This is a genomic window from Flavivirga spongiicola (assembly GCF_030540825.1).
Classification (GTDB): domain Bacteria; phylum Bacteroidota; class Bacteroidia; order Flavobacteriales; family Flavobacteriaceae; genus Flavivirga; species Flavivirga spongiicola.
Genome location: NZ_JAUOEO010000001.1, coordinates 463,927 through 488,525, shown reverse-complemented (window position 1 = coordinate 488,525; position 24,599 = coordinate 463,927). Strand labels below are relative to the sequence as shown.

Here is a 24,599-nt window from a genome sequence, read left to right as displayed (position 1 = left end):
ATTTTGAGTATCATTAATTTATAATAGCAGTGATACGCAACCATTTATTGTTTAGAGCATCTTAAGGATGTATCCTTAACAATCTATGTAATGAAAAACAGTCTCTTAATCCTTATGTCGTTATTTTTAATAAACTGCACTTCAGATGACAGCAAACCAAAAGAGGAAAATTCAAAACTACTGGGTAAATGGAAAATAATAGAACAACTTATGGATCCTGGAGATGGCAGTGGTACATTTACTTCAATAGACAGTAATAGAATTATTGAGTTTTTTAGTAATGGTACAATAACAGTAAATGGAATTCTATGTTATGCGAGTATAGAAGAAGGAACATCAAACTCAGGTACTTACTCAGCTACTACAGGAAATGATATTGATGGGGAAATTATACCGAGTGATTGCTCTTCTGGTGGTACAAAGGTTTTTTATAAAATTGAAGGTTCTAATCTAATACTATGGTATCAATGTATAGAACCTTGTGGGCAAAAATTTGAAAAACTAACTAATTAAATTAAAGAGTTAACAACCAAGTACGTTGTAGTTTTTTAAACTTTTTTAATTCACTACGTAAAATTGGTAAGAAATCTTTACCGTTGCTATTTGAACGTTCTAAGCGATATGAGTTTTTATAAAGCATATTGGTAAGACGTTTAAGTGAAGCAATGTGCTTATACTTTCTTTCTGAACAACGCTCTAATTCTGCATTTAAAATTTCAGGAGCTAATGATATGGATTGCTGGACAATATCGCCTGAGAAATAAATGTTAGAATCTTCAGTACCATCATTTTTTAAAACAGATAAATCGTGATTTAAATACATGGAAATATTTTGAGAAAGCGTAAAAATCTCAACAGCTTTTTTATAAATCGGTAATTCCGATAGATTTAATGGGGTATTAGATGACATATTCTTTTTCTCTTAGCGTTTTTACCAAAATTACTCACAAGAAACCATATTCAACTTTAGGTTTTAAAGTAAAAATGTATATTTGCTTTAAATTTTAATTATTTATAGTTAAATTTCATTAAATGGATATTGATAGTCTTAATTGGAAGATTTTAAGGTGTTTACAAGAGAGCGCGCGTCTTTCTAATGCTGAAATTGGGAGACGTGTTGGCGTGAGTTCTCCAGCAGTTTCAGAGCGTATTAAAAAGATGGAAGACTTGGGTATTATAGAAGGATATAAAACGATTGTTTCTCCGTTAGAAGTTGGTTATCAACTTAAAGCCATCATAACATTACGTGCCTTTATGGGAAAGTTAAAACCTTTTTTAGAAAAAGTAAAGACCTATGATGAGGTGGTTAATTGTTATCGTATTACTGGTGACGAAAACATTGTTATGGAGGTGGTTTTAAAAAATCAAAAACATATGGAATCATTTATAGACCAACTTATCATATACGGTGAGAGTAAAACACAAATAGTGCTATCTCAAGTCGTAAAAAATGGATCCATAGTAAAACGGGGTTAGTATTTATATAAAAAATTAATGTTAAAAATATAGAACGATGTAGTATGTAATCTTAGTTTGCTTAATTTTAGTATATAATTAAAACCTTATGCCTAAGTTTTTTGTTCTTATTTTTATCTTCAGTTTTGGCTCTTTAATTGGACAAAATAATGATTTTGAAACTCAAAAAATTATTGATTCTATAAAGGTTAAAAATACAGGAGACACTTTTGCCTTATATCTACCAACCGAGTTTAATAAACTAGAATCATCTGCAATTGTTTTTATTTTTGAACCAGCTGCAAGAGGAAAGGTAGGAATTCAACCTTTTATTGAAGCAGCAGAAAAACATAATTATATATTAATCTGTTCTAATAATTGTCGAAATGGTCCTTTTGATGAAAATTTAAAAAGAATAGATGATTTGTTTGTAACGGTATTTGGCATTTTTAATATTAACCAAGATCAAATATACACCGCGGGTTTTTCTGGAGGCTCTAGATTAGCCACAGCAGTAGCTGTACTTACAAAGCAAATTCAAGGTATTATTGGTTGTGGTGCTGGATTTCCATCTAACAGGTCTCGTGTTCCGACCATAGATACTTTTTCGTATGCTGGGTTGGTTGGTGACGAAGATATGAATTACCAAGAAATGTTTACTGTAAAAGACTGGTACTCTAAATTTAATATTGATAATGAACTCTTTACATACAGCGGAAATCATAGTTGGCCTCCTTCTAATCAAATTCTAAAGGCTTTTGATTGGTTAGAGCTTCAAGCGTATAAAAAAGGTATTAAATCTACTGATAATCTTTTTGTTAAGGAAGCTTTTGATAGTAACTATATCTCTGCCAAATTGTTAGAAAATAATAATCAAATTGAACTGGCGGTATGGGAATATGAAAGGATAATAAGAAACTATTCAAGACATTTTAAATTGGATAGTTTAGTTTTAAAAACAAAGACCTTAAAAAAAAGTAAGAAATATAAAAGTGACACTAAAAAACGCGAAGCTATTAAGCGTTTAGAAATTAAGATTAGGAATACTTTTAAAAGTAAATTTGATTTTGAGTTTGGAAATACCAAAAGCAACTATAGATGGTGGAAAAAAGAGTTTGATAATTTCAGAAATAAATATCTTTTATCTGAAGATGATGATCTAAAAAAAATGGGTGAGCGTATTAACTATGCTATATTTGCATTAGCTTATGAAACCGGACAGAATCAATTACGAATAAACAATATTGAAAAAGCCCTGTATTGTCATAAACTAAACACTGTTTTATTTCCTGATAGATCTTTTGTTTTTTTGAGATTGGCCTTAGATTATGCCTTGTTAGATAATGAAGAAGAAGTGCTTGTTAATTTAAAAAAAGCTATTGATAAGGGTTTTAATAATAAGGACTATATATTAAATGCACCGGAATTGTCAAAATACATCGGAAAAGAAGCATTTAAAAAAGTGTTAGATTCCATTTAATGAGATATAACTAATGGGGAGCTTTACTTAAACCCCAGTCAATCACTAGACCTCCAGCTATAGATTGTGCTATTTTTTTCCATAAAGTAATTCACATTAGTATAAAGCAGCTTCAAAACTTTTGGCACCACCAGCCGAGGCGATATATTTCCCATCATAAACAAATAGCACTTCTTTTCTAATAAAATTACGGCGTACCTACAAACTATTAATGAATGGTTCATAATAGCTTTAAAAAACTTGCCTAAAATATACAAACCTCACTAATTTTCCTTTCTATCGATTAGTTAGCATTTCAATGAAAGACTTTCCTTTTTGCTGTAAAGAAAATGGGCGAACTTGCAAGAAAAAAGCAGACAAATTAGTAGTGAGATTTAAGAGGTTGGTTGCAGGGTACTTATTCCAAAACTATAAAACGATGTATTATTCATATATGGGGATAAATACAGAATATGCCTCATTATGGTCTAAAACAGCAAGACTGATAACTTTTGGCTTTTTGTTTTCAATATAAATAAATGGTCTTTCAATAGAGTAGGGATTTAAAGATGATCCGTTACTCATTTTTAACGATTGAAGCATTAAAATATAGTCATCTGCTTTAGACCAATTTATTCCGTCTATAGAATTAATAAGTCCAATAAAAGTGTGAGCATGAAATACACCGTAAAAACGTTTACGTGTTTCGTCATACCAAATGGACATGTCTTCTGCTCCTATATAGTCTATAACAGGTTTGTTATGAATGGTGAAAGGACCGGTAGGCGAGTCTGAAATGGCAATGGCCTGGTTTCTAATAAACTTCTTTTCGTTGGGTTTATCTCCTTTAACAATTAAATAGAATTTATCGTCTTTTCCTTTGGATATGGCTGGGTTTATAGCAAGTGTACTAATGGGGCCGGAAGGTTCTATTAAAGGGTTTTTCATTCGTTTCCAAGAACCACAAATGGAATTAGATACAGCCACACCAGTTCGTTGATTTGGACGTAAGGCTTTATACCATAACGGATGGTTAGGCCCTTTGGTTGCTATATTAAGTAATTCTTTGTCAGAGATATTTTTATCTTCTAAATTTGTAGATGTGTAGTAAAGATAATATTTGCCATTAAAGAATTTAATTTTGGGACTATGTGCAGCAATAGCATCCCAGGTATTTTTTCGCTTACCTTTTAAAACTGTGGAAACATACGTCCAGGGACCAGAAGCATTATCAGATGTTGCATGAGCAATTTCTGAATGAGTCAACCACCCTGAAAAGGTGTATTTTTTTTCCCATCTAGAATAAAATAGATGATATTTCCCGTCAGGACTTTTCAATATGGACCCGCCCCAATTATAATAACCTTCTGTTTTAAATATATTGTTAGGAGATAAAGGTGCGAGATTATTAGATATAGTTAAATCATCGGTTGATACTTGGGAAAGCCCTATAGTAAAATTAAAGAATAATAAACTATAAATTATAAATTTAATTGGTTTCATTGATAGTTACTCGCTTTATTTTTGTTGATTTTTAACTTAGCTGAATCTTTTATTTGTAATAATTCATTTTTAATTGTTTCTATAAAGGGAGAATTGAATAAGCTTTAATTTTTGGGCATACTAACCGTTAAGAAAATTAACCTGGGATAGTATTGTATTACTACCCCAAGTCAATAAAATTAAACTAACTCAAATGTGAAGATTATTGCCATAGAGGGTTTTGAATTAACCCTTCTGTATTATCTATATCGTATTGTGGTATTGGCCATTCTAACAGTTTTGGAGAATATGTTCGAGGGTGGGTAACTAAACCATCGTATCTTTCTACATCTCTTTCCATTTCTACGTCGGCAATTCCCCATCTTCTAATATCAAACATATATAAACCTTCGCCAACAAATTCAATTTTTCTTTCTTGCCTAACAGCAGCTCTCAGTTCTTCTTGAGTTGTTGCCGTTGTTGGCTGTAGCCCTCCACGAGCTCTAATGCTATTAATTGAATTAATAGCAGAGTTCGGTCCTGAATTTGCAATATCATTGGTTTCAATTTTTGCTTCTGCATTCATTAATAAAATGTCTGCATATCTAATTAAGGTATAATTAATAGGGGAATCGAATACACCTGCTATACTCGCATCATCAGTTTCCCAAACGTATTTTGTTATTAATAAGTTTGTTTTTGCCCTTGCATAAATGGGATAGCCAGGGCCCCATATTTGTCCATTATACAACAGTTTTCCTGGGTAGGTTATTGTAGCTCCAAACCTATAATCGCGACCTTGAAATCTTGCATCATCAAAAGCGTATGGTGCAGTATCTACAGGTGTTCCGTCAATATTTTCATATTGATCTACAAGAAATTTAGTAGCCCAAAACCATTCGTATCCTACACGCGCTGTTCTCATACTCCCATAAGTTTCGTAAGCTTGTCCTTCATTTAGGTTGGGACCTTCAAACTGAATATCAAAAACAGCCTCTTCACTTCCCTCATTCTCAAATTTCCATAAATCTTTATACGCATTTGGAGCAAATACACCTGGCGATGTTTCTCCGAATAGCCCATAAATTCCCATATCTATAATTTGATTTGTAGCTGCTAATACTCCTGGATAATCATTTTCTCTAAGTAATACACGTGCTTTTAATCCTAAGGCAGCACCTTTTGAAATACGACCTTTTTCTACGTTAACCGGTAAGTTAGGAATAGCTTCGTCTAAGTCTTTTAATACTTGTTCAATAACTTCTGCTTTGCTATTTTTTACAACTTCTCTCAGTTCAGATACTGGTGTTTTTGAAGTTAATTGTAGTGGGATATCACCAAAGAACACTGCTAATTGACTATAAGCAAAAGCTCTAATAAATTTAGCTTGAGCAATAAAATTGTCAATCTCATTTTGATCGAAATCTTCCGTTGGTTTTGCATTATCTAAGAAAAAATTAGCTTTAAAAATTAATTCATAATTCCCTTGCCAAAATCTTTGAAACCCTCTAGTAGAAGGATCTAATCCAACACCAGATTCTATATTGCCGTTAAATCTTTGATCGGCATCATATCTGTTTGATGCCAATGGAGAATATCCCATTTGCCACATCCAGGAAAGGCCCGTGAAATTATGTTGTAACCCGTCATAAACGGCAGTTAATGCCAAATTTGGAATAAAGTTTTCAGTAGACAGTTTATTATTCGGGACTTGTTCTAATAAATCATCAGAGCAAGAGATAAATAAAAATGCCATTAATACAATATTTAAAAATATTTTTTTCATTATATCTGTATTTTTTTTAAAAGGTTAATTGAACTCCTAATGTTACTGTTTTAGTTAAAGGATAAACCCGTCCAACACTCTCAGGATCAAAGTGAGGTACATTTTCGAATGTGAATAAATTTTGGCCATTGACGTATAAACGTGCTTTTGACAGCGTTAATTTATTAGCAATATTTTCTGGAATTGTATAGCCAAACTGTAAGGTTCTAACTCTAAGGAAACTAAAGTCATGCATCCAATAATCACTTGCTCTAAAGTTTCCTGAACCTTCATCCAATCTCGGAACATTTGTATTAGAATCTGGATTTCTAGTTTCATGATAAGCATGTATCCATTCTTTTCCTGTAATACCACGACCTGGATAAATAAAAGGTCTGGCTGGAGACGTTCTAACAAAATCTTTACTACCTAAAGCACCTACAAGTAATACGTTTAAGTCAAATCCATTATATTCTACATTTGTGTTTAAACCAAAGTTTATTTTTGGTGCAGAAGGATCTTTAATTACACGGTCATCAGAGTCAATAACTCCATCGGCTTCATCAAAAACACCATCCCCATTAGTATCTACTGTTAACTGATCTTTATATATAAGATCTCCTATTTGAGGCGTTTGAGGTTGTGTGGCATGGTTGTTAATCTGTTCTTGTGTTCTAAATATGCCTTCATGCTCATAAGTATATATAGAATTAATAGGGTGCCCTACTTTATTTATATAGTTACCAGAAACTTCCTGAAACTGACCATCATTAAATGAAACAATTTTGTTTTCAGAATGTGATAAGGTGAGTCCTGCCGAATATTTAATTTTATGCTCACTATTTCTATAGTTAAGAGATAGTTCATAACCTTTACCATCTACTATTGCTAGATTCTCAAAAGGCGATTGAGGTATTCCTCCAAAATAAGGTGCCTGTACTCTTCTTAAAATCCCATCGGTTCTATTTTTATAGATATCAAATTCTCCAGTGATTTTATTATTGAATAACCCGAAATCTATTCCTATGCCATAAGTCGTAGTGGTTTCCCAAATTAATTCAGGGTTTGCCAGTTCGTTAAGGTAAATACCAGGCTCAATAGAATTGTTAAAAGAATAGTTATTTCCAAACTCTAAAGTGGAAATTGCAGAGTAGTTTCCTAAACTAGTATTATTTCCTACCTGTCCTACAGAGCCTCTAAGCTTTAGTGATGTAATAAAATCTACATGACTTAAAAAATCTGTTTTATGTATATTCCAGCCAAGGGATAAAGAAGGGAAGAATCCCCAACGTAAATCTTTTACAAATTTTGAAGATCCATCGTATCTAAAGCTTGCTTCTAAAAGGTATTTGCCATCAAAATCATAGTTTAGCCTTCCAAAATAAGAACGCAAATTATTAAAGGTTTTGTTACCTCCTATTTGAAAAGACGTTTGATCTTGTGGGCCATCTAATACAAAAATACTTTCGTCTACTAGACCTTTTCCAGAAGCTGAAGATGTATTCCATAAATTTTCTTCTTGAGAGTATCCAGCCAGCAAAGAAATATTATGCTTTTCCTTAATAGTGGTATCATACTCTAAAATAGCATTTAATGTAATAACTCTATTTCTTGAATTTGATTCTTCTAATTCATTATTAGTTCTAGCAATCTCCTCTGAATCATCCTCAAAGTGATGCAGCGTTAATTTTTTAACTAAATCTATAGCGTTGCTTTGAGCATTATATACCGTAGCTGAAGCTGTTAATTTTAAATTAGGCAAGAACTTGTAAGTTCCAAATATTTTTCCCGTAAACTTATTGGTTTCCCTCTCATGGTATCTAGAATTTACTTGTGCCAAAGGATTATGTCCTCCAGAACCAGTCCACCCGTCGTAGCCATATAAGCCATTATTAATGGGAACTGTATAAGGTACGGTTGAATGAATGTTAGGAATTAGATTTTGTATGCTACCTCCTGGGCTTTTTCTTAGTGAGTTGTTTCCAAACAAATCCATACCTCCGTCTAATTTGTCCGAAAGCTTAAAATTAGTATTTAAACGAAACCCTATTCTCTTGTATCCAGTATTAGCCACTAATCCATCTTGATCTAAGACATTAACAGATGCCGCAACTCGTGCAGCTTCGCTACCTCCGCTTACACTAAAGTTATGAAACTGTAATGCCGCTTGTCCTCCCATAATAGTTTCAAACCAATCTACATTTGGGTATTTTAAAGGATTGGCTCCTCCATCGTTTCGGAATTCTGCAATAAGGGCATCTGAAGGGAATGCAGGATCATTGGTCCATTCTCTAAGCAATTCCATGTAAGTTGCCGAATCGGAAATAACATCTGGTAGTTCTGTAGCCTCGTCAAATCCAACATAACCATCATATTTAAAAGTCATTTTTCCCGACTTCCCTCTTTTAGTAGTTATTAAAATAACACCGGCTGCTGCCCTGGCACCGTACATGGCTGTGGAAGAAGCATCTTTTAAAATAGAGATGGATGCGACATCGCCCGGAGCAACATCATTTAAAGACCCTCCAACCGAACCATCTATAACGATTAGCGGCGTATTATTTGTTGTGCCTAATGTATTAAGACCTCTAATTCTAATGCTAGATCCACTGGATCCTGGTTGAGAGCTGGATTGAATTGAAGTAACTCCTGCCGACATACCTTGCAATGCCTGTCCTAAGTTAGTGATTGGTTTGGCATCTACTTTATCTAAGTTAACACTAGAAACAGCAGCTGTAAGATTTTCTCTTTTCTGTGTACCATAACCAACTATAACAACTTCATCTAAAATACTTGTATCTTCCTGTAAAACAATATCTATTGTATTATTATTAGAAACAAGAACTTCTTGGGTTAAATAACCTATAAAAGAAAAAATAAGAGTGTCACTAGTGTTTGTTTTAATACTATATTTCCCATCAAAATTTGAAGAAACGCCATTGTTTGTTCCTTTTACTACAACTGAAGCTCCTGGTAAGGGTTGTCCTGTAGCATCAGTAATAATTCCATTGACTGATATTTCCTGTGCATGCACTGAAAATGTTAATACCAATGAAAGTATAAGTAATCCTTTATTCATTAATTTTTTCATACAGTAAAGTTTTAATTAGAATTCATTATTTAGTTATTAAGTTGCCTTTTTACTTGATTTCCTTGTAATCCTATAAATGTTCTTCTATAAAGTAGAATACCATGATTAATGGTTTTTTAAACAAATATTTATTTGATTCTAATAGCTCATTGATAGTGCGGTTATTGGAATACATTAAAATTCCTTATATTTAAAAGAAAGAGGTTTCAATTGAATTTTTTCAGCACAATTATTTTTTGAACTCGAAGACGAATTTGGTTAATAATTCCGAGAGACAGGAAGAGGATTCGAACAAATGGGTGTGTGAAATTGACAATTTGATTTATTTGTTCATTTTAACCACCATAAAGTCGAAAACGTACACTTTTTATAAAGCTTCTAGTGGTTATTTTATTAATTTATTAAATAGTTTTCCAAATCCCCGAATTTTATTACTGATTAATAATTCCTATTGATTTTAAGTTTTAAGTATGAATTTCATTAAACTGTTTTTTTTGATAATTTTCTTGGGAGTATTTAGTCTTAATCTAAGTGGACAATCAAAATCTAACTTTGAAAAGTTATCTGTAACTGTAAATGGAAAATATTATCGTATTGGCCAAGTTTTAGAAGATGACTTTAATAATTTCTGGTTGGTAAGTGACAATAAGCTTATTAAATACAATGGCTACTCTTATACTTTAATCGATTATAAATTAACACTTGATGATGCATTTAAAAATGAGTCCATAAGAAAAATAATTAAAGACTATCAAGGGAAAATCTGGATACAATTAAAAAACGGGTTATTAGCAAGACAAAATAAGCAAGGATTATTTGAGGCTGTTAATAGCGGTTCTGAGCCATTAATCTCCTTTAAGGTCAAAGCCATTGTTTCATTTGCTAAAGAATTAATGATTGCAGATTATAATGGATGGATCTATAGCTATACTATTGAAAATGAATCCTTAAAAAAGGTGATTAATACGTTTAATCCGGATATTGAAGATATCTTAAAAGACAGTTTAAACACCATATATTTTAAAACAAATAAAAATGAGCTTTTTGTTTTTTCATTGCAAGATAAGGTATTACATGAATTAAAGACTAAGTTTAATTCTTCATCAGAAAAAATGGTTATTACCATTGATAAAGATGATAACTTATGGATAGGAGTATGGGGCTTAGGCGTTTTTAGTTATAAGTTCAAAAATGGCATATTTAGGAAGAACACCAGTTATAAGGAGCTTACAGATACCTTTGAGAGTAAAGCTTTTATTTCAATTTTTTGTGATAGCTACAATAACTTATACTTTGGAACAGATGGCGGAGGTTTGTATAAACTAGATCTAAATCACGTAAAATTAGATCATTTTAAATACAATCCGATAGATAAATATTCTTTGAGCACAAATACCATATTGTCTTTAAATGAAGATTCAAGTAATAACTTGTGGGTTTTAACACATTATGGGAATATTAATGTTTTACCATATACAGATAACACGATCGAATACTATACCGGAACAGAATCAGATTTATCAATTAGAGCCATTTCAGTTTATAAAAGTAGTTTAAACGAACTGTGGATAGGTACCAGTGGTGAAGGCATAACTAAAATTGATTTATTAAGTGAAAAAGCTACAAATTATTCAATTGATAAAAATCGCAATAAAGGTATTTATGTACTTACTATAGGGGAAGATTCTAATAATGATATTTGGGTGGGAACTTACCAAAATGGACTATGGGTATATCATTCTGAAAACAAACATTTCTCCAAACTTAATACGAAAAAGGATAAAAGTCAGGGAATTTCTGAGGTGAGATATCTTTTTAAAGATTCTAGAAACAGAATGTGGATTTCAACAAATACTTCAATAGATATTTACAGTCATAATAAAAAAATCTTGGCTAGTTTTCCTGTTAATTCCCACGGTTTAAAAGGCGCAATTTCTCAAAGTATTCTAGAAGATAAATATGGAACCATTTGGGTGGCATTTAATGAAGGAGGACTATTTAAATTTAATGAAAATATATCTGATCTGAGATTATCTAATTTTAGTAAATCCTCTTTTTTAGGAGATACTGTTAATGAAAATTTTTCTATTGAATCTATGGCGACTTTTGAAGAAGACCTATGGATTGTTACAAATGGGAAACTTTATGATTACAATATTAAATCTGAGGAAATAAAGGGGTTTATTGATTATAAACCGTTTGATGGAATCAACTTAAAATGTGTTAAGATTGAAGATGAAAATAATATTTGGTTAAGTTCAGATCAAGGTGTTTGGCACTTTAATAACAAAAGCCTTCTTTCTAAGAATTATAAGTTAATTGATGGGTTTCATAGTAATGTTTTTATGAGTAGAAGCTCATTTATAGATAATCTTGGGAAAATTTATTTTGGTGGCAAAAATGGTCTTGATGCATTTTATCCGAGAGATTTAGAAAAAAGAGAGGTAAAAGCGAAGTTGAATATAAGTGCTATAGAGATATTAAATAAATCTGCAAGTACGGTTATTCCAAAACAAATTTCGAATGGTATTGAAAATGTAAAGCAACTTAAATTATCTTATAATCAATCATCAATTTCTTTTAGGTTTGCTGCTATTGGCAGTGTATTAAATCCCAATTACTTTTATTCCTATAAATTGGAAGGGTTTGATGAAGAGTGGATACATTCAGATAACGAACTAAAAGCAGTTTATACGAATATTCCTCCTGGAGATTATAGATTTAGACTAAGAGCAGGCACAAAACAAGGAACTTGGAATTTAAAACCAAAAGAAATAGCGATACAAGTTATAAATCCTTGGTGGTTAAGTTTTTGGGCTTACGTATTTTATGTTTTAATAGGCCTTTTAACAGTTTATGCTTTTAGTAAATGGGTATCTTTAAAAGATAAGTTATACAAGGAAGAAATTAGAAATAATAATGAAAAAAAACTGCATAGAATACAAATGGACTTTTTTACAAAAATGTCTCATGAAATTCAAACACCACTTACATTAATTCTAGGTCCGATCGAGAGGTTAATTAGTTCTGGGTTTAATAATGATTCACTAATAATTAATCAAAGGTTTAAAACTATTTACAATAATGCTAAAAGATTATCACATATTGCTTCTAAATTAACAATTGCCAGAAACAGAGAACTTGGGAAATTAAAGTTGCGGGTTGCTAAAAATGACTTTGTGGAGCTTTTGAAAGAGATCGTTTTTTCTTTTGAAGATCATGCAAACTCAAAAAATATAGACTTTAGAGTAAATATGCCTTCAGAAGGTTTAGATTTATGGTACGATAGAGATAAAATAGAACATGTGTTATATAATGTTCTTTCTAATGCATTTAAGTTCACCCCTAAATTTGGCGAAATTTGTTTTGATGTTAGGTTATATAATGAAAGGGTTGAAATTAAAATTTCAAATTCAGGGGCTCCTCTTTCTGAAGAAGATCTTAGCAAAATTTTCGAGATGTTCTATCAATCTAAAGCCGGAAGTAAAATTAAAGGGAGTGGTATTGGGTTGGCACTAACTAAGGAACTCGTTGAGTTACACTATGGATCAATTACAGCGTTTTCAAATTCAAATACGACTTTGTTTAAAATTTGTTTACCCCTAAAAGATGTATATTCAGAAGAGGAAAAATTAGTTATTCAAGATTCTAAATTAAGTTCTTTTGATAATATTATAAAAGATTCTGCTAATTTGAATGATACTTATCTATCAGAAACAAACAAGCGGCATACAATTTTAATTGTTGAAGATAATTATGAACTTCAAATGTTTTTATTTGATGTATTTAAAGCTAATTACGAAATTATTTTGGCAGAAGATGGGCTTGAAGGATTAAAATTAGCTATAAAACATACCCCAAATTTAATTATTAGTGATATTATAATGCCAAAGATAAACGGCTTAGAGATGTGTAAAAAAATACTAAATAATAAGGTTTTGTCTCATGTCCCCATTATTTTAATGACTTCAGATAATGATCTAAACACAAAAGTAGAAGGGTTAAAAGCTGGTGCTATAGAACACATTAATAAGCCATTTAGTGTTAATGAACTGGTATTAAAAGTTGAGAATATAATTTTTACAGGTGAACAAATTAGAGATAAATATAAAAGAGAATTTATTAGTGTTCCTAAAGTGGAAATTGCGAAATCTACAGACGAAATACTATTGCATAAGATTGTTCTTGAGATAGAAAGTGAAATTCAAAATCCTGAATTTAATTTGTCTTGTCTGGCAAACAAATTAAAAATGAGTCAGACAACTTTATACAGAAAATGTGTTGCCTTAACCGGTAGAACATTGGTGGAATTTGTAAGGTTGATTAGGCTAAAAAAAGCAGCCATAATTATTTGCAAACATGATTATTCTATTTCGGAAGTCGCTTATAAAGTTGGATTTAACGATTCTAAATATTTTTCTAAATGTTTTAAAAAAGAATTTAATGTATCTCCAAAATTATTTAGAAAACTGTCTAAAGATACCGATATGGTCGAATTCTTGAATGATTATAACCTTAATGAAAGCATAAGTAATAAGGGATAATATGTCTTAGTTTAGCATGAGTTCAACGTAAATAATTTCTAAGTTATCAATCAGTTTTTTTCAACTTTCATTCCAACAGAAAAATAGCACTGGTGTTCCGTCAATTACCCACACGCTTGCAGGAGATTGAGCTATATTTCTAACGGCATGCATGTCTATAATTTGCATTAACTTATGAAACTGGACAGAATCAATTACGAATAAACAATATTGAAAAAGCTTTTTATTGTTATAAACTAAATGCCGTTTTATTTCCTGATAGATCTTTTGTTTTTTAAGATTGGCCTTAGATTATACCTTGTTAAATAACGAAGAAGAAGTGCTTATTAATTTAAAAAAAGCTATGGATAAGGGTTTAGATAATAAGGGCTATACTTAAATGCACCGGAACTGTCAAAATACATCAAAAAAAGAAGCATTTAAAAAAGTGTTAGACACTATTTAATGGGGTATAACAGTATGGGGCACTTTGTTTAAATCCCAGTCAATCACTAAACCTCCAGCTATAGATTGTGCTATTTTTTTTCCATAGAGTAATTCACATAAATATAAAGCGGCTTCAAAACTTTTGGCACCACCAGCTGAGGTGATATATTTCCCATCATGAACAAATAGCACTTCTTTTCTAATATCTAATTTGGGAAACATATGTCTCATTTCGTCAATATCGCTTGGGAATGTTGTAGAAACAGCGTTGTTAAGTAACCCTGCTTTAGCTAAAACAAAAGCACCATCACAATGAGACGTCATAAATTGCGCATTTTTATCAACTTGTTTAACAAAATCAATCATGATTTTATCTTTCAAATCAGAATCTAAATGATGTTCTGCACTTGGAACAACAAGAATATCAATGCTTGGTAATGAGTCTTTTGTATAGTTAAAATCAGGAAGTATTCTAATACCTTCAAAGCTAGTAATGGCTTCATCTGTATTGGCGACGGAAAACACATTCATGGCTTTAATACTATCTCTAAAAATGGTGTGCTGAAAAATATCGAAAGGAGCCGTGAATTCGGTGTTATAAACACCATCCATAATTAGGAAAGCGACATTGTAACGATTCGGTTCCAATTTAGGAAATACTTTGTCATTCTGAATAACGTGAAGTACCTCATTAGTTGTCTTTTTTTCTGAAGAATTACAACCAACAATCAAAATTGAAATAAAAAGTAATATAATCTGTTTCATCTTGAATCTGTATAAGTTATTGATAATCAATTTATACGCCATGGCGGATTTTTTCTGTTTTTTCCAGCATGAAATAAAATGATGTTATTACCATCTGGATCCCGTAAACGTGCCTCACGCCATAAATACGATTTATCTTCAGGTAATTGTGTAAAACTAATACCTTTTTCTCTGACATTAGAAACTAAATTATCGAGATTATCATCTTCAAAATAAAGAGTAATACCGTCACCTTGTGGTAAAGCATCTACTTTATGAATTGAAAAGGTACTGTCTCCATCAGGGCATTCAAATCGTACATATCTTGGGATCGCATCAACAATAAGATGCAATCCCAAGGTTTTATAAAATGCCATTGCTTTTTCGACATCTAATGATGGAATAGTGACTTGGTTTAAATCCATAAAATTTCTCTTTCTTCGTTTTTCGCTTTTTCTTTACGTCTCTTTTTTGCGTTCAAATACTGTCTTAGTATAAATAGTAATAATACACATAGTGCAGCAAGTAATGTAATAATATACCAGGTGTTATCAAAACCAAGTGCATCAACCATTCGCATACCTGCATTATGACCAAAAATATGGGCTATTGAAAACGCAATACTATAGAGAGCCATATATTCACCTTGGTTTCCTTTTTTAGCTCTATCCATAGCAAATGCGTTTGAAAATGGGAAGGCTATCATTTCTCCAAATGTCATTAACAACATGCCAATTATTAAAACACCAGTCCAATTTGTAAAGTTTAAGATAATAAAACTTAAACCAGTTAAAATGCCTCCGAAAAGCATTAATCCAGATTTAGTGAAATTGGTGTTTTCTAACCATTTTATTAATGGCATTTCAAAAGCAAAAATTAAAAACCCATTCATTCCTAAAAGAATTCCAATCTCCAACTCTGTTAATTGATGCGCATCTTTATAGTATAAAGGCATCGTTGAGAAGTATTGTAAGAATACAATCCCAAATAATATCATGGCAGCAAGAAATATTAAAAATGCTTTATCTCCATAAGCAGATTTTGGATTTTCTGTTTTTACATCATCCAGTGTTTTTGCCTTTTTGGGGTTTAAAACATTTATTAAAACTAAAGTAGCCATCATACATGTAATACCATCTACCCAAAATAAGCCACCATAACTAAGTGATGTGATAATAATACCACCAATAGCAGGACCAGCAGAAAATCCAAGGTTTATTGCCAGACGAATTAAAGTAACAGACCGTGTTTTATTTTTCGGCTTACTATAAGCACTTAGTGCTACAAACATAGCAGGACGAAACATATCTGCTACGAGCATCACTGAAAATATACCTAAACAAAATGTTACAAATGTGCTTAGAAATTGCAATGCTATAAATAGAATACCAGTAGTAAGTAAACTAAAAACCATGACTTTATAATACCCAATTTTATCGGTTAATTTTCCACCTAACCAAGAACCAATGACCGAACCTAACCCAAAAGCACTCATAATCCATCCAACATCACTTAAAGTAAAATTAAGGCTCTTTGTTAGATATAATGATAAGAACGGAATCACCATGGTACCCGCTCTATTAATAAGAGTTATTAATGCCAACCACCATACTTCTTGTGATAGGCCTTTAAAAGTGTTTAAGTAATTGTTGAATAAAGTTTTCATTAGTTCTAATTGTTCAAGTTTCTGTTTTTACATATTTTGGTTTTGTTTTTGTCTGGATTAGTTCAACTTATTAAGTTTCCAAGTTTCACTAAAAATAAAAAGTCCGACTTAGAAGTCGGACTTTTTAATATTGTAATATTTTATATTCATATCACCACAATATATCATAAGCCCTACTCCTTGTCTTTAAACAAGAGGTCCATTGCTTTCTATAAATTGTGACGTTACTACGCATTTTTATTTATTTTGAAGTCACAAAGCTATATAAAATATTCTTAAGTTGTATTTTTGAAATGAGAATTTTTTTCAATATTTAAGAAAAGATAATATTCTAAACCCAATTAGATTTAAAGTGTAACGTGTATATGGTTGATAGTCAGATTAATGAAATTAATGATTTAAAATCCCCAAAAGGAACATTCTTATTAGGGCATTTGCCTCAATTTAACACCTATAATAAACATCAGGTTTTAGAACGCTGGGTTGAAGAGTGCGGCGAGCTATTTAAAATACATTTTGTTGGGAAAGAATTTGTGGTTTCTGCAAATCCAGATTTTAATAATAAAATGTTGAGATTAAGACCAGAAGGTTTTAAACGTTTTTCTAAGATTGATGAAATTTTAAAAGAAATGGGAGTCGATGGTGTTTTTAATGCAGAAGGAACTGCGTGGAAAAGACATAGAAAACCAACAGCTGAAGCTCTAAATGTAAAAAACGTAAAAGCGTATTATCCAATTATTTTGGATAAGACTAAGACTATTCTTGAAAAATTCAAAAACTATTCCCAGCAAAAGGCCATAGTAAATGTGCAAAAAGAATTTATGGCGTTTACAATCGATATTACTACGGAGATTGCTTTCGGACATAAGCTGGATACCATAAATGATAAGTCCAACAGTTTTCAAAATCATTTAGAAGTCATTTTCCCAATGATTAATGCGCGTGTTACAGCACCAATACCTATTTGGAGGTATTTCAAAAGAAAAAAAGATAAAACACTTGACGATTCATTAAAATCTATAGAAAAAGTCATCTATGAGTTTATTGATGAGGCTAAAAAGAGATTAGCAGAGAATCCGAAATTAAAAGAAGCACCCTCAAATTTTTTAGAAGCTTTATTAATAGAAAATGAGGATGTAAATTTTACGGATGAAGAGATTTATGGCAATGTGTTTACCATGTTACTGGCAGGAGAAGATACAACGTCGAACTCGTTATCTTGGGGGCTATTTTATTTAGCACAACACCCAGAAGTTGTACATAAGGTTAGAGAGGAAGCTAAGGAAGTATACACTGAAGATGCACCAAATATTTATGAACATATAGAGGACTTAAAATATGCAAGCGCAGTGGCTCAGGAAGCGATGCGATTAAAGCCAACAACACCTCAATTGTATTTGGAATCTAATAAAGACGTCATTATAGATAAGGTATCTATACCAAAAGGAACTAGTATTATTTTACAGAATAAGGTAGCGCAAACGCATAGCGATTATTTTTCTAATCCTAATGATTTTGTTCCTGAAAGATGGATGGCTAGTGAGTGTCCGATGCATAAAAATCATGCTCCCAATGTTATGAGGGCCTTTGGAGCAGGCCCAAGATATTGCCCAGGCATGCATTTAGCAAAAACAGAAATGGTTGCTTTAATTTCCACCTTATGTAAGCATTTTGATTTTAAATTAGAAGTAAAACCAGAAACCATTAGAGAACGATTTGAGTTTACCATGTATCCTGAAAACTTAAAAATAACTTTTATACCAGTAGTACCAGACTAAAAAAAGAACATGCATAATAGTATAACCTCTTTTAAAAAGATAAAAACAATGGCTTCAAGAAACATTCTAATGGTGTTATTTTTAGCATCTATATTTAGTTGCGCTCAGGAAAAGAGAGCTCTTTTAGGAGACACCGAGTTTCAAAGAAAAATAAACGCAGAATACAAAGATGCCACAACATCACCATTAAAAGATAAAGACAGAAAGCAATTTGAAGGTTTGGACTTCTTCAACTTTGATTCAACTTATGTAGTAAAAGCGCAGTTTAAAAGAACGCCAAATGAAAAGTCTTTTAAAATGAAAACAACAACTACCAGACTTCCTGAATATGTAAAATATGGAGAATTATCGTTTGACTTAAAAGGAAAAAGCTTCTCCTTAAATATTTATCAAAATCTGGGCTTGATAGAAAAAGAAGGTTATGAAGATTATTTATTTCTTCCTTTTTTAGATGAAACTAACGGATTAGAAAGTTATGGAGGCGGACGTTATATTGATGCTAGAATTCCAGAAGGAAATACTTTTATAATTGATTTTAATAAAGCATATAACCCGTATTGTGCTTATAATGATAAGTATTCTTGTCCTATAGTGCCTAGAAAAAACTATTTAAAAACAAGGATTGAGGCAGGGGTTAAGGTTTTTGATAAGCATTGAATAAATCTTGAATCGTTTAACGACTTGATATGAAATCGTTTTAATGTTTTGTATCTAATGTTAAACGAAGTTAGCGTATTTTTCTGACAAAGTCAAAACCTCATTTCACCAAATACATTCCAAAAAACACAGCTAAAAAACCAATAATAAAACTAGCAATAGTATAGATAGCAAAACTTGTAAAATCCCCCGATTTTAAAAATACATGGTTTTCGTAAGCAAAGGTTGAAAAGGTGGTGAAGCCACCACAAAAACCAGTGGCTAAAAGTAAGGTTTGGTTTTGCGTTAAAGAATCATTTTTTGCTGCTAAGCCAAGAATGATACCAATAAGTAAACTTCCTAAAATATTGGCTGCAAAAGTGCCATAAGGAATACCAGTTTCTGCACTATTTAGATATTTACCAATAACAAATCGTAGTACACTACCAAAGCCACCACCTAAAAAAACCAGTAAAAGATGTTTCATCAGTGTTATTTAATTTGTTTTTTAATGGTCTGATGAAGCATCCGTTTTATGCTTATAGAAGTAAGAACAGTTAGGTACGAATGGTTCATATATTATTTTACAGCAATATATATTTCGGTAACCCAATCCGCAGGATTTGGATAACTCATAGGATCTGTTAAATAAGTTTCTAGCATCGGACCATTTTTTTTTGTAAACTCTAAACCATTTTCCGGTATGTATTTCATGGTTGTTTCCCAAGCTTCTTTTAAATTTTCATAATTACCTTTAAGTGTTGTTTTAACAGCTTTAAAAGGTTTCAACTGTCCGGTAAGAATCTCACTATCATTACTGATCACCTTTGTTGTAGTTGGCACACAAGATGAGAACATAACAGCATTATTTTCTACATCCCATTTATGATAATATACAAAAGGCGCTCCAGCCATATTAATATTATTAGTCATAGCATAACTTCCAACTTTAGGGAGCATTTCGGTCATTTTAGCTTTTAACTCGGTTATTTTACAAGATGTTGTATTATACAGGTAGTAGCCACCACTATGCTGAGTGATACCATCTATTTTTACACTATATTTCTTCATACCAGAAATTACGATACTATCTAATTTTTCAAGACTTCGTTCATAATGAGGTGCGATTTGTTTTTCCATACCTCCCATAAAAGTAGCGAATGCTTTAAAACCAAAAGGTAAGTCTTTACCAGAAATCGTCCAGGTAGCATCCGTTGAGCCATCCTCATTTGATTTAAAACGCCAAGAGACATCAGATTTTGGAAACTCTGCAAACTGCATTTCTTGAGTGATTGATTTATTTTCTTCTACTTTTAGATTAGTCATCGTTCCAATGCCATCTTTATCTTCCCAGGAATATGAACCATTGACACCTTTGGTTTGTTCGGGAAGTGTAATTTTCATATCAGGATCTGCTTCAACCCAAGATGACCAGGCTTCCCAATTTTTAAAATCGATAACATTATTATAAATAACAGCAGCAGGTGCTTTTATTGTTCTAGTTCTGGTAACTTCAAATGAGTTTGGTTGTACAGCAATATAGATGGCAGTTCCTATAATTACAATAAGTAATAAGAACAAAATATACTTAAAAGCTTTCATTTTTATTTTTTTGAAGAATTATACAAATCAAATATAATCATTTTAGGCTTCGTTTAATAAATTATTATATTTGTTACGTCGAAAATAAATTTTTATTAATTAAATGATTGCTTTTTTAATTAATCAATAATTTTCAGGCTATTAACTACCGTTTATTTGAACAATAATTAAAATATTTTTATAAAATGAAACTAAAATCAATCCTAAATCTGGTACTAGTTACCACTTTATTTTTATCATGTGGTCAGGATAAATCTAAAGAAAACACAGAAAATCTAAGCGTAAAAGAAAGCACTGCTTTTGATTATAATGTAGAGCAGTTTGCTGACATTAAAATACTCAGATATCAAATCCCGGGATGGGGAAATTTAACTTTAAAAGAACAAACATTAGTATATTATCTGACCCAAGCTGGTTTAGCGGGGAGAGATATTATGTGGGATCAAAATTATAGACATAATCTTAAAATAAGAAAAGCCCTTGAGCATGTATATTCAAATTATAGTGGTGATAAAAGGTCTGCAGATTGGAAGGCTTTTGAAACCTATTTAAAACGGGTTTGGTTTAGTAACGGGATTCATCATCATTATTCGAATAGTAAGCTGAAACCTGAGTTTTCTTCAGATTATTTGAAACAATTATTAGCAGATACAAATACGACATTAGAAGGAGATTCTTTTGATGTTATTTTTAATGATACAGATGCTAAAAAAGTAAATCAAGCAAAAGGTGTTGATAATGTTGGGCTTTCTGCCGTTAATTTTTATGGGCCAGATGTTACTAATAGTGATGTGCAGAGTTTTTATGCTGCAAAGCAATCTCCAAATCCTGAAAAACCATTGTCATTCGGATTGAATTCGCAATTGGTAAAGGAAAATGGTGTATTAAAAGAACGTGTATATAAATCGGGAGGTTTATATGGTTCGGCAATTGATGAAATTGTTAAATGGTTGGAATTAGCGAAAGGAGTTGCTGAAAACGAGGCTCAAGGTCATGCTTTAGGTTTGTTGATCGATTATTATAAAACGGGTGATTTACAAACTTGGGATGATTATAATGTTGCCTGGACTTCAGCTACAGCAGGTAATATTGATTATATAAACAGTTTTATTGAAGTATATAACGATCCATTAGGATATCGAGGATCTTACGAAAGCATTGTGCAGATTAATGACTTTGATATGTCTCAAAAAATGAAGGTATTATCAGATAACGCACAATGGTTTGAAGATCATGCTCCTTTAATGGAGGCCCATAAAAAGGATAGTGTCGTCGGTGTTACATATAAAGTAGTTACGGTAGCAGGAGAAGGAGGAGATGCCTCACCAAGTACACCAATTGGAGTGAATTTACCTAATGCTAATTGGATTAGAAAAGAAGTAGGAAGCAAATCTGTTTCTTTAGGAAATATTATAAATGCTTATAATAATGCGGGTGGTTCTGAGCGATTAAAAGAATTCGTTCATGATGAAGAAGAACTAAAATTAGAGGAAAAATATGGGCAATTAGCAGATAAATTGCATACAGCATTGCACGAAGTTATAGGACATGCATCAGGACAATTAAATCCGGGAGTAGGAGAAACTAAGGAAACCTTAAAAAATTATGCTTCAACTTTAGAAGAAGGACGTGCAGATTTAGTTGGATTGTATTATTTGTATGATGCTAAATTACAAGAACTAGGTTTGGTTGATGATTGGAAAAGTATAGGAAAAACAGCTTATGATGGCTATATTAGAAATGGACTTGTTATGCAGTTAATTCGTTTAAATTTAGGTGATGATGTTGAAGAGGCACATATGCGAAATAGGCAATGGGTAAGTGCCTGGGTATTTGAAAAAGGGAAAGCAGCCAATGTTATCGAAAAAGTGGTACGTGATAGAAAAACATATTTCAATATTAATGATTATGACAAATTGCATGAACTTTTTGGACAATTATTACGTGAAACACAACGTATAAAATCTGAAGGAGATTATGAAGCAGTTGAAGCCTTAGTAGAAAATTATGGTGTCAAAGTGGATCAAGCTATACATGCAGAAGTTTTAGAGCGTAATAAACAATTTTTATCGGCACCTTATAATGGTTTTGTAAATCCAGTATTAGTAGCAGATAAAAATGAAACGGGGGAAATAATTGGGGTGAAGGTGACTCAGCCAGAATCCTTTGCTGGTCAGATGTTAGATTATAGTAAAAACTATAATTTCTTACCAGAAGTAAACTAGATTACTTAGAATATAAACAAACAAAAGAACAAACCCTTAATTAAGGGTCTGTTCTTTTGTTAACACTAAAAGTCAAAAGAATTAAATTAACAACAATAAGGATGCTAATTATAATTAGTATTTTCATTTTTTGAGTTTGTTTGTTAAACACTAGATGCAAAAAAATTAAAAAGGTTGCGTGAAAATCTTACAACTATTTATATAACAGCTTAAATGTACTTTTTCCTACCTAGTTGTTACAATGAACACAATTATTATGCCATATAGGGTGGTTCAACTGATAAAATATATAAATTAATAAGATATTTCCTATAATTAAGTCAAGATTTTATTGTCGATGGTGATGTGTTGTTTTTATTGGTTTTTTAGGGGTTGATACTTAGGTGTTTACCTCGATTTTTTTTGAATTTAACGCCTCATGGACTAGTCGCGAGGTGACTTGTTAAGAACCAGATATCCTTAAATTATTTAAAATGGCATATTGAATGAGTTTCCCTTTTCCGACAAGACCTAATTTTTTTCTAATATTTTTTCGGTGTGTTTCAATGGTTGAGCTCTTTAGGTTTAGAAGTGTAGCAATATGTTTTGTGTTTTTTCCATAGCCTATATGTTGTAGAATTTGTACTTCTCGTTTAGTTAAGAGCACTGTTTTTTTTTGAATATTATGATCTTGAGTTGTATAAAGGAATATCAAAGAGTTTATGAGCTCCTTATGTTTGGTGATGGATTTTGTAGCTTCTAAAAGGGTATGTATGTCCTTCTTTGAAAGTAGGCGACTCTTTTTCTTTATATCATTTATGGTTTTTAAAATTTCTTGAATGGCAGTCATTTGAGGTTTTGAATAAAATAAGAAGTATTATTATAAGGTGCTTAATTTTTGTCATTTTCGTTTTGGTCACTATTCTTGGAAATGGGAAATCCAATATTTATCCCAATGCCTAACCAAGGTTGTCTATTGTATTTCCAATCAATATCTTTATCGTCATTACCCAAAAAATCAAACCCATATTGGAAACTTAAATTAATAGTTTCCTTTAACTCTAAAAGAATTCCACCGGATAAACTAAAAGCACTAGCAGACCTATTAGAATCTTCACCTTCTATGAGATTACTGTTTTTTGGATTTAATTTAATTGTAGACAGACCAATGCCAAGAGTAGGTGAGATTAGCCAATCATTATCTACTTTTCTGTTCAATCTAAATCTAAAGCTTACACTCATACCCAAATTTACATTCTGTTCAAAATCAAAATCATCAAATCTTAGCTTGAATGGAACAGTAAAAAGACCAGCTTTAACACCTTTAAACCTATGATAGTAATAATATCTAGAAGTTGCCTTTAAGAAAGTAGATTTAGCTAAAGTATGTACTTGTATTTTTTCTGTTTCATCATTGTTGTCTAAAGATTTAAATGTATTGTCGTAATAATAAATGTCATTTAATGTTTTAAGTTTGCTTTGGGCATTATAAATAGTTTGTGAGACTTTTTCTTTTTTAAACTTAATATAAACAAATTTTATAGAGTTGTCTGATGTGTCTATAATTTTTACTTTATGTCCTTCTCTATATTGTATCCCTTTATTGTATACAGGGATGTCAAATCTGTAGGTGGTTTTAATTTCTTGTGAAAAAATTGTTGTTGAATAGTATAATAAAAAGACTATGATTAAACCGCTTTTCTTATTCATAATTATTAAGTTTTAGTTTATTCAAACCTAATAATCC

At 31.5% G+C, this 24,599-nt stretch carries 18 protein-coding genes and 1 pseudogene; 7 read left to right on the top strand and 12 right to left on the bottom strand.

Annotated features, from left to right (window positions below):
* Window positions 1-90: 90 nt before the first annotated feature.
* Entirely contained in the window at window positions 91-513 is a 423-nt protein-coding gene (locus Q4Q47_RS01755) for a hypothetical protein (protein WP_303304935.1), read from the top strand.
* A gap of 1 nt (window position 514) precedes the next feature.
* Here Q4Q47_RS01755 and Q4Q47_RS01750 read toward each other — a convergent pair whose 3' ends face one another.
* Window positions 515-910, bottom strand: coding sequence for a hypothetical protein (locus Q4Q47_RS01750; RefSeq protein ID WP_303304934.1), 396 nt, complete (start codon window positions 908-910; stop codon window positions 515-517).
* Between the two features lie 122 nt (window positions 911-1,032).
* Between Q4Q47_RS01750 and Q4Q47_RS01745 the strand changes: the two genes are divergently transcribed.
* The gene (locus Q4Q47_RS01745) at window positions 1,033-1,476 is read left to right on the top strand and encodes an Lrp/AsnC family transcriptional regulator (RefSeq protein ID WP_303304933.1); all 444 of its coding nucleotides are present in this window, start codon (window positions 1,033-1,035) and stop codon (window positions 1,474-1,476) included.
* 88 nt (window positions 1,477-1,564) lie between these two features.
* Window positions 1,565-2,935, top strand: coding sequence for a TPR end-of-group domain-containing protein (locus Q4Q47_RS01740; RefSeq protein ID WP_303304932.1), 1,371 nt, complete (start codon window positions 1,565-1,567; stop codon window positions 2,933-2,935).
* Window positions 2,936-2,945: 10 nt separating this feature from the next.
* Here the strand turns inward: Q4Q47_RS01740 and Q4Q47_RS23770 are convergent.
* From Q4Q47_RS23770 to Q4Q47_RS01720, 4 genes and pseudogenes are all read right to left on the bottom strand, one after another.
* Window positions 2,946-3,118 (bottom strand): annotated as a pseudogene (locus Q4Q47_RS23770) (DJ-1/PfpI family protein); the annotation flags it as partial.
* Between the two features lie 240 nt (window positions 3,119-3,358).
* On the bottom strand, window positions 3,359-4,417 hold the full coding sequence (locus tag Q4Q47_RS01730; protein ID WP_303304931.1) for a glycoside hydrolase family protein: 1,059 nt from the start codon (window positions 4,415-4,417) through the stop codon (window positions 3,359-3,361).
* Window positions 4,418-4,619: 202 nt separating this feature from the next.
* Window positions 4,620-6,182, bottom strand: a complete 1,563-nt coding sequence (locus Q4Q47_RS01725) for a RagB/SusD family nutrient uptake outer membrane protein (protein ID WP_303304930.1) — start codon at window positions 6,180-6,182, stop codon at window positions 4,620-4,622.
* A gap of 16 nt (window positions 6,183-6,198) precedes the next feature.
* Window positions 6,199-9,252, bottom strand: coding sequence for a SusC/RagA family TonB-linked outer membrane protein (locus Q4Q47_RS01720; protein ID WP_303304929.1), 3,054 nt, complete (start codon window positions 9,250-9,252; stop codon window positions 6,199-6,201).
* Window positions 9,253-9,746: 494 nt separating this feature from the next.
* Here Q4Q47_RS01720 and Q4Q47_RS01715 point away from each other — a divergent pair, with 494 nt between their 5' ends.
* Window positions 9,747-13,796 carry a hybrid sensor histidine kinase/response regulator transcription factor gene (locus tag Q4Q47_RS01715; protein ID WP_303304928.1) on the top strand — a complete coding sequence of 1,350 codons (4,050 nt, stop codon included), beginning with the start codon at window positions 9,747-9,749 and terminating at the stop codon, window positions 13,794-13,796.
* Window positions 13,797-14,237: 441 nt separating this feature from the next.
* Here the strand turns inward: Q4Q47_RS01715 and Q4Q47_RS01710 are convergent, their stop codons facing one another.
* Genes Q4Q47_RS01710 through Q4Q47_RS01700 form a run of 3 tightly spaced genes read right to left on the bottom strand, consistent with a single transcriptional unit; the run spans window position 14,238 to window position 16,632 of the window.
* Window positions 14,238-14,987 carry a DJ-1/PfpI family protein gene (locus Q4Q47_RS01710; RefSeq protein ID WP_303304927.1) on the bottom strand — a complete coding sequence of 250 codons (750 nt, stop codon included), beginning with the start codon at window positions 14,985-14,987 and terminating at the stop codon, window positions 14,238-14,240.
* A gap of 26 nt (window positions 14,988-15,013) precedes the next feature.
* Window positions 15,014-15,391, bottom strand: a complete 378-nt coding sequence (locus Q4Q47_RS01705) for a VOC family protein (RefSeq protein WP_303304926.1) — start codon at window positions 15,389-15,391, stop codon at window positions 15,014-15,016.
* Window positions 15,382-16,632 carry an MDR family MFS transporter gene (locus tag Q4Q47_RS01700; RefSeq protein WP_303304925.1) on the bottom strand — a complete coding sequence of 417 codons (1,251 nt, stop codon included), beginning with the start codon at window positions 16,630-16,632 and terminating at the stop codon, window positions 15,382-15,384. Before Q4Q47_RS01700 ends, Q4Q47_RS01705 begins: the two co-directional genes overlap by 10 nt.
* 365 nt (window positions 16,633-16,997) lie before the next feature.
* Here Q4Q47_RS01700 and Q4Q47_RS01695 point away from each other — a divergent pair, with 365 nt between their 5' ends.
* Together Q4Q47_RS01695 and Q4Q47_RS01690 are read left to right on the top strand one after the other, a co-directional pair.
* Window positions 16,998-18,410, top strand: a complete 1,413-nt coding sequence (locus Q4Q47_RS01695) for a cytochrome P450 (RefSeq protein ID WP_303304924.1) — start codon at window positions 16,998-17,000, stop codon at window positions 18,408-18,410.
* 69 nt (window positions 18,411-18,479) lie between these two features.
* Window positions 18,480-19,067 (top strand): DUF1684 domain-containing protein, encoded by a 588-nt coding sequence (locus tag Q4Q47_RS01690; RefSeq protein WP_408612149.1) that lies wholly within the window; start codon window positions 18,480-18,482, stop codon window positions 19,065-19,067.
* 100 nt (window positions 19,068-19,167) lie between these two features.
* On the opposite strand, the gene crcB is transcribed toward Q4Q47_RS01690, so the two are convergent.
* Both crcB and Q4Q47_RS01680 read right to left on the bottom strand, forming a co-directional pair.
* Window positions 19,168-19,533, bottom strand: a complete 366-nt coding sequence (gene crcB, locus Q4Q47_RS01685; RefSeq protein WP_303304922.1) for a fluoride efflux transporter CrcB — start codon at window positions 19,531-19,533, stop codon at window positions 19,168-19,170.
* Window positions 19,534-19,625: 92 nt separating this feature from the next.
* Window positions 19,626-20,648, bottom strand: a complete 1,023-nt coding sequence (locus tag Q4Q47_RS01680; RefSeq protein ID WP_303304921.1) for an SRPBCC family protein — start codon at window positions 20,646-20,648, stop codon at window positions 19,626-19,628.
* A 185-nt stretch (window positions 20,649-20,833) separates the two neighbouring features.
* On the opposite strand from Q4Q47_RS01680, the gene Q4Q47_RS01675 reads away from it, so the two are divergent.
* Complete coding sequence (locus Q4Q47_RS01675; protein ID WP_303304920.1) at window positions 20,834-22,873, top strand: dipeptidyl-peptidase 3 family protein; 2,040 nt, start codon at window positions 20,834-20,836, stop codon at window positions 22,871-22,873.
* 442 nt (window positions 22,874-23,315) lie between these two features.
* Here the strand turns inward: Q4Q47_RS01675 and Q4Q47_RS01670 are convergent, their stop codons facing one another.
* Window positions 23,316-23,702 carry a response regulator transcription factor gene (locus Q4Q47_RS01670; protein WP_303304919.1) on the bottom strand — a complete coding sequence of 129 codons (387 nt, stop codon included), beginning with the start codon at window positions 23,700-23,702 and terminating at the stop codon, window positions 23,316-23,318.
* A gap of 41 nt (window positions 23,703-23,743) precedes the next feature.
* Complete coding sequence (locus tag Q4Q47_RS01665) at window positions 23,744-24,562, bottom strand: hypothetical protein (protein WP_303304918.1); 819 nt, start codon at window positions 24,560-24,562, stop codon at window positions 23,744-23,746.
* Between the last annotated feature and the right edge of the window lie 37 nt (window positions 24,563-24,599).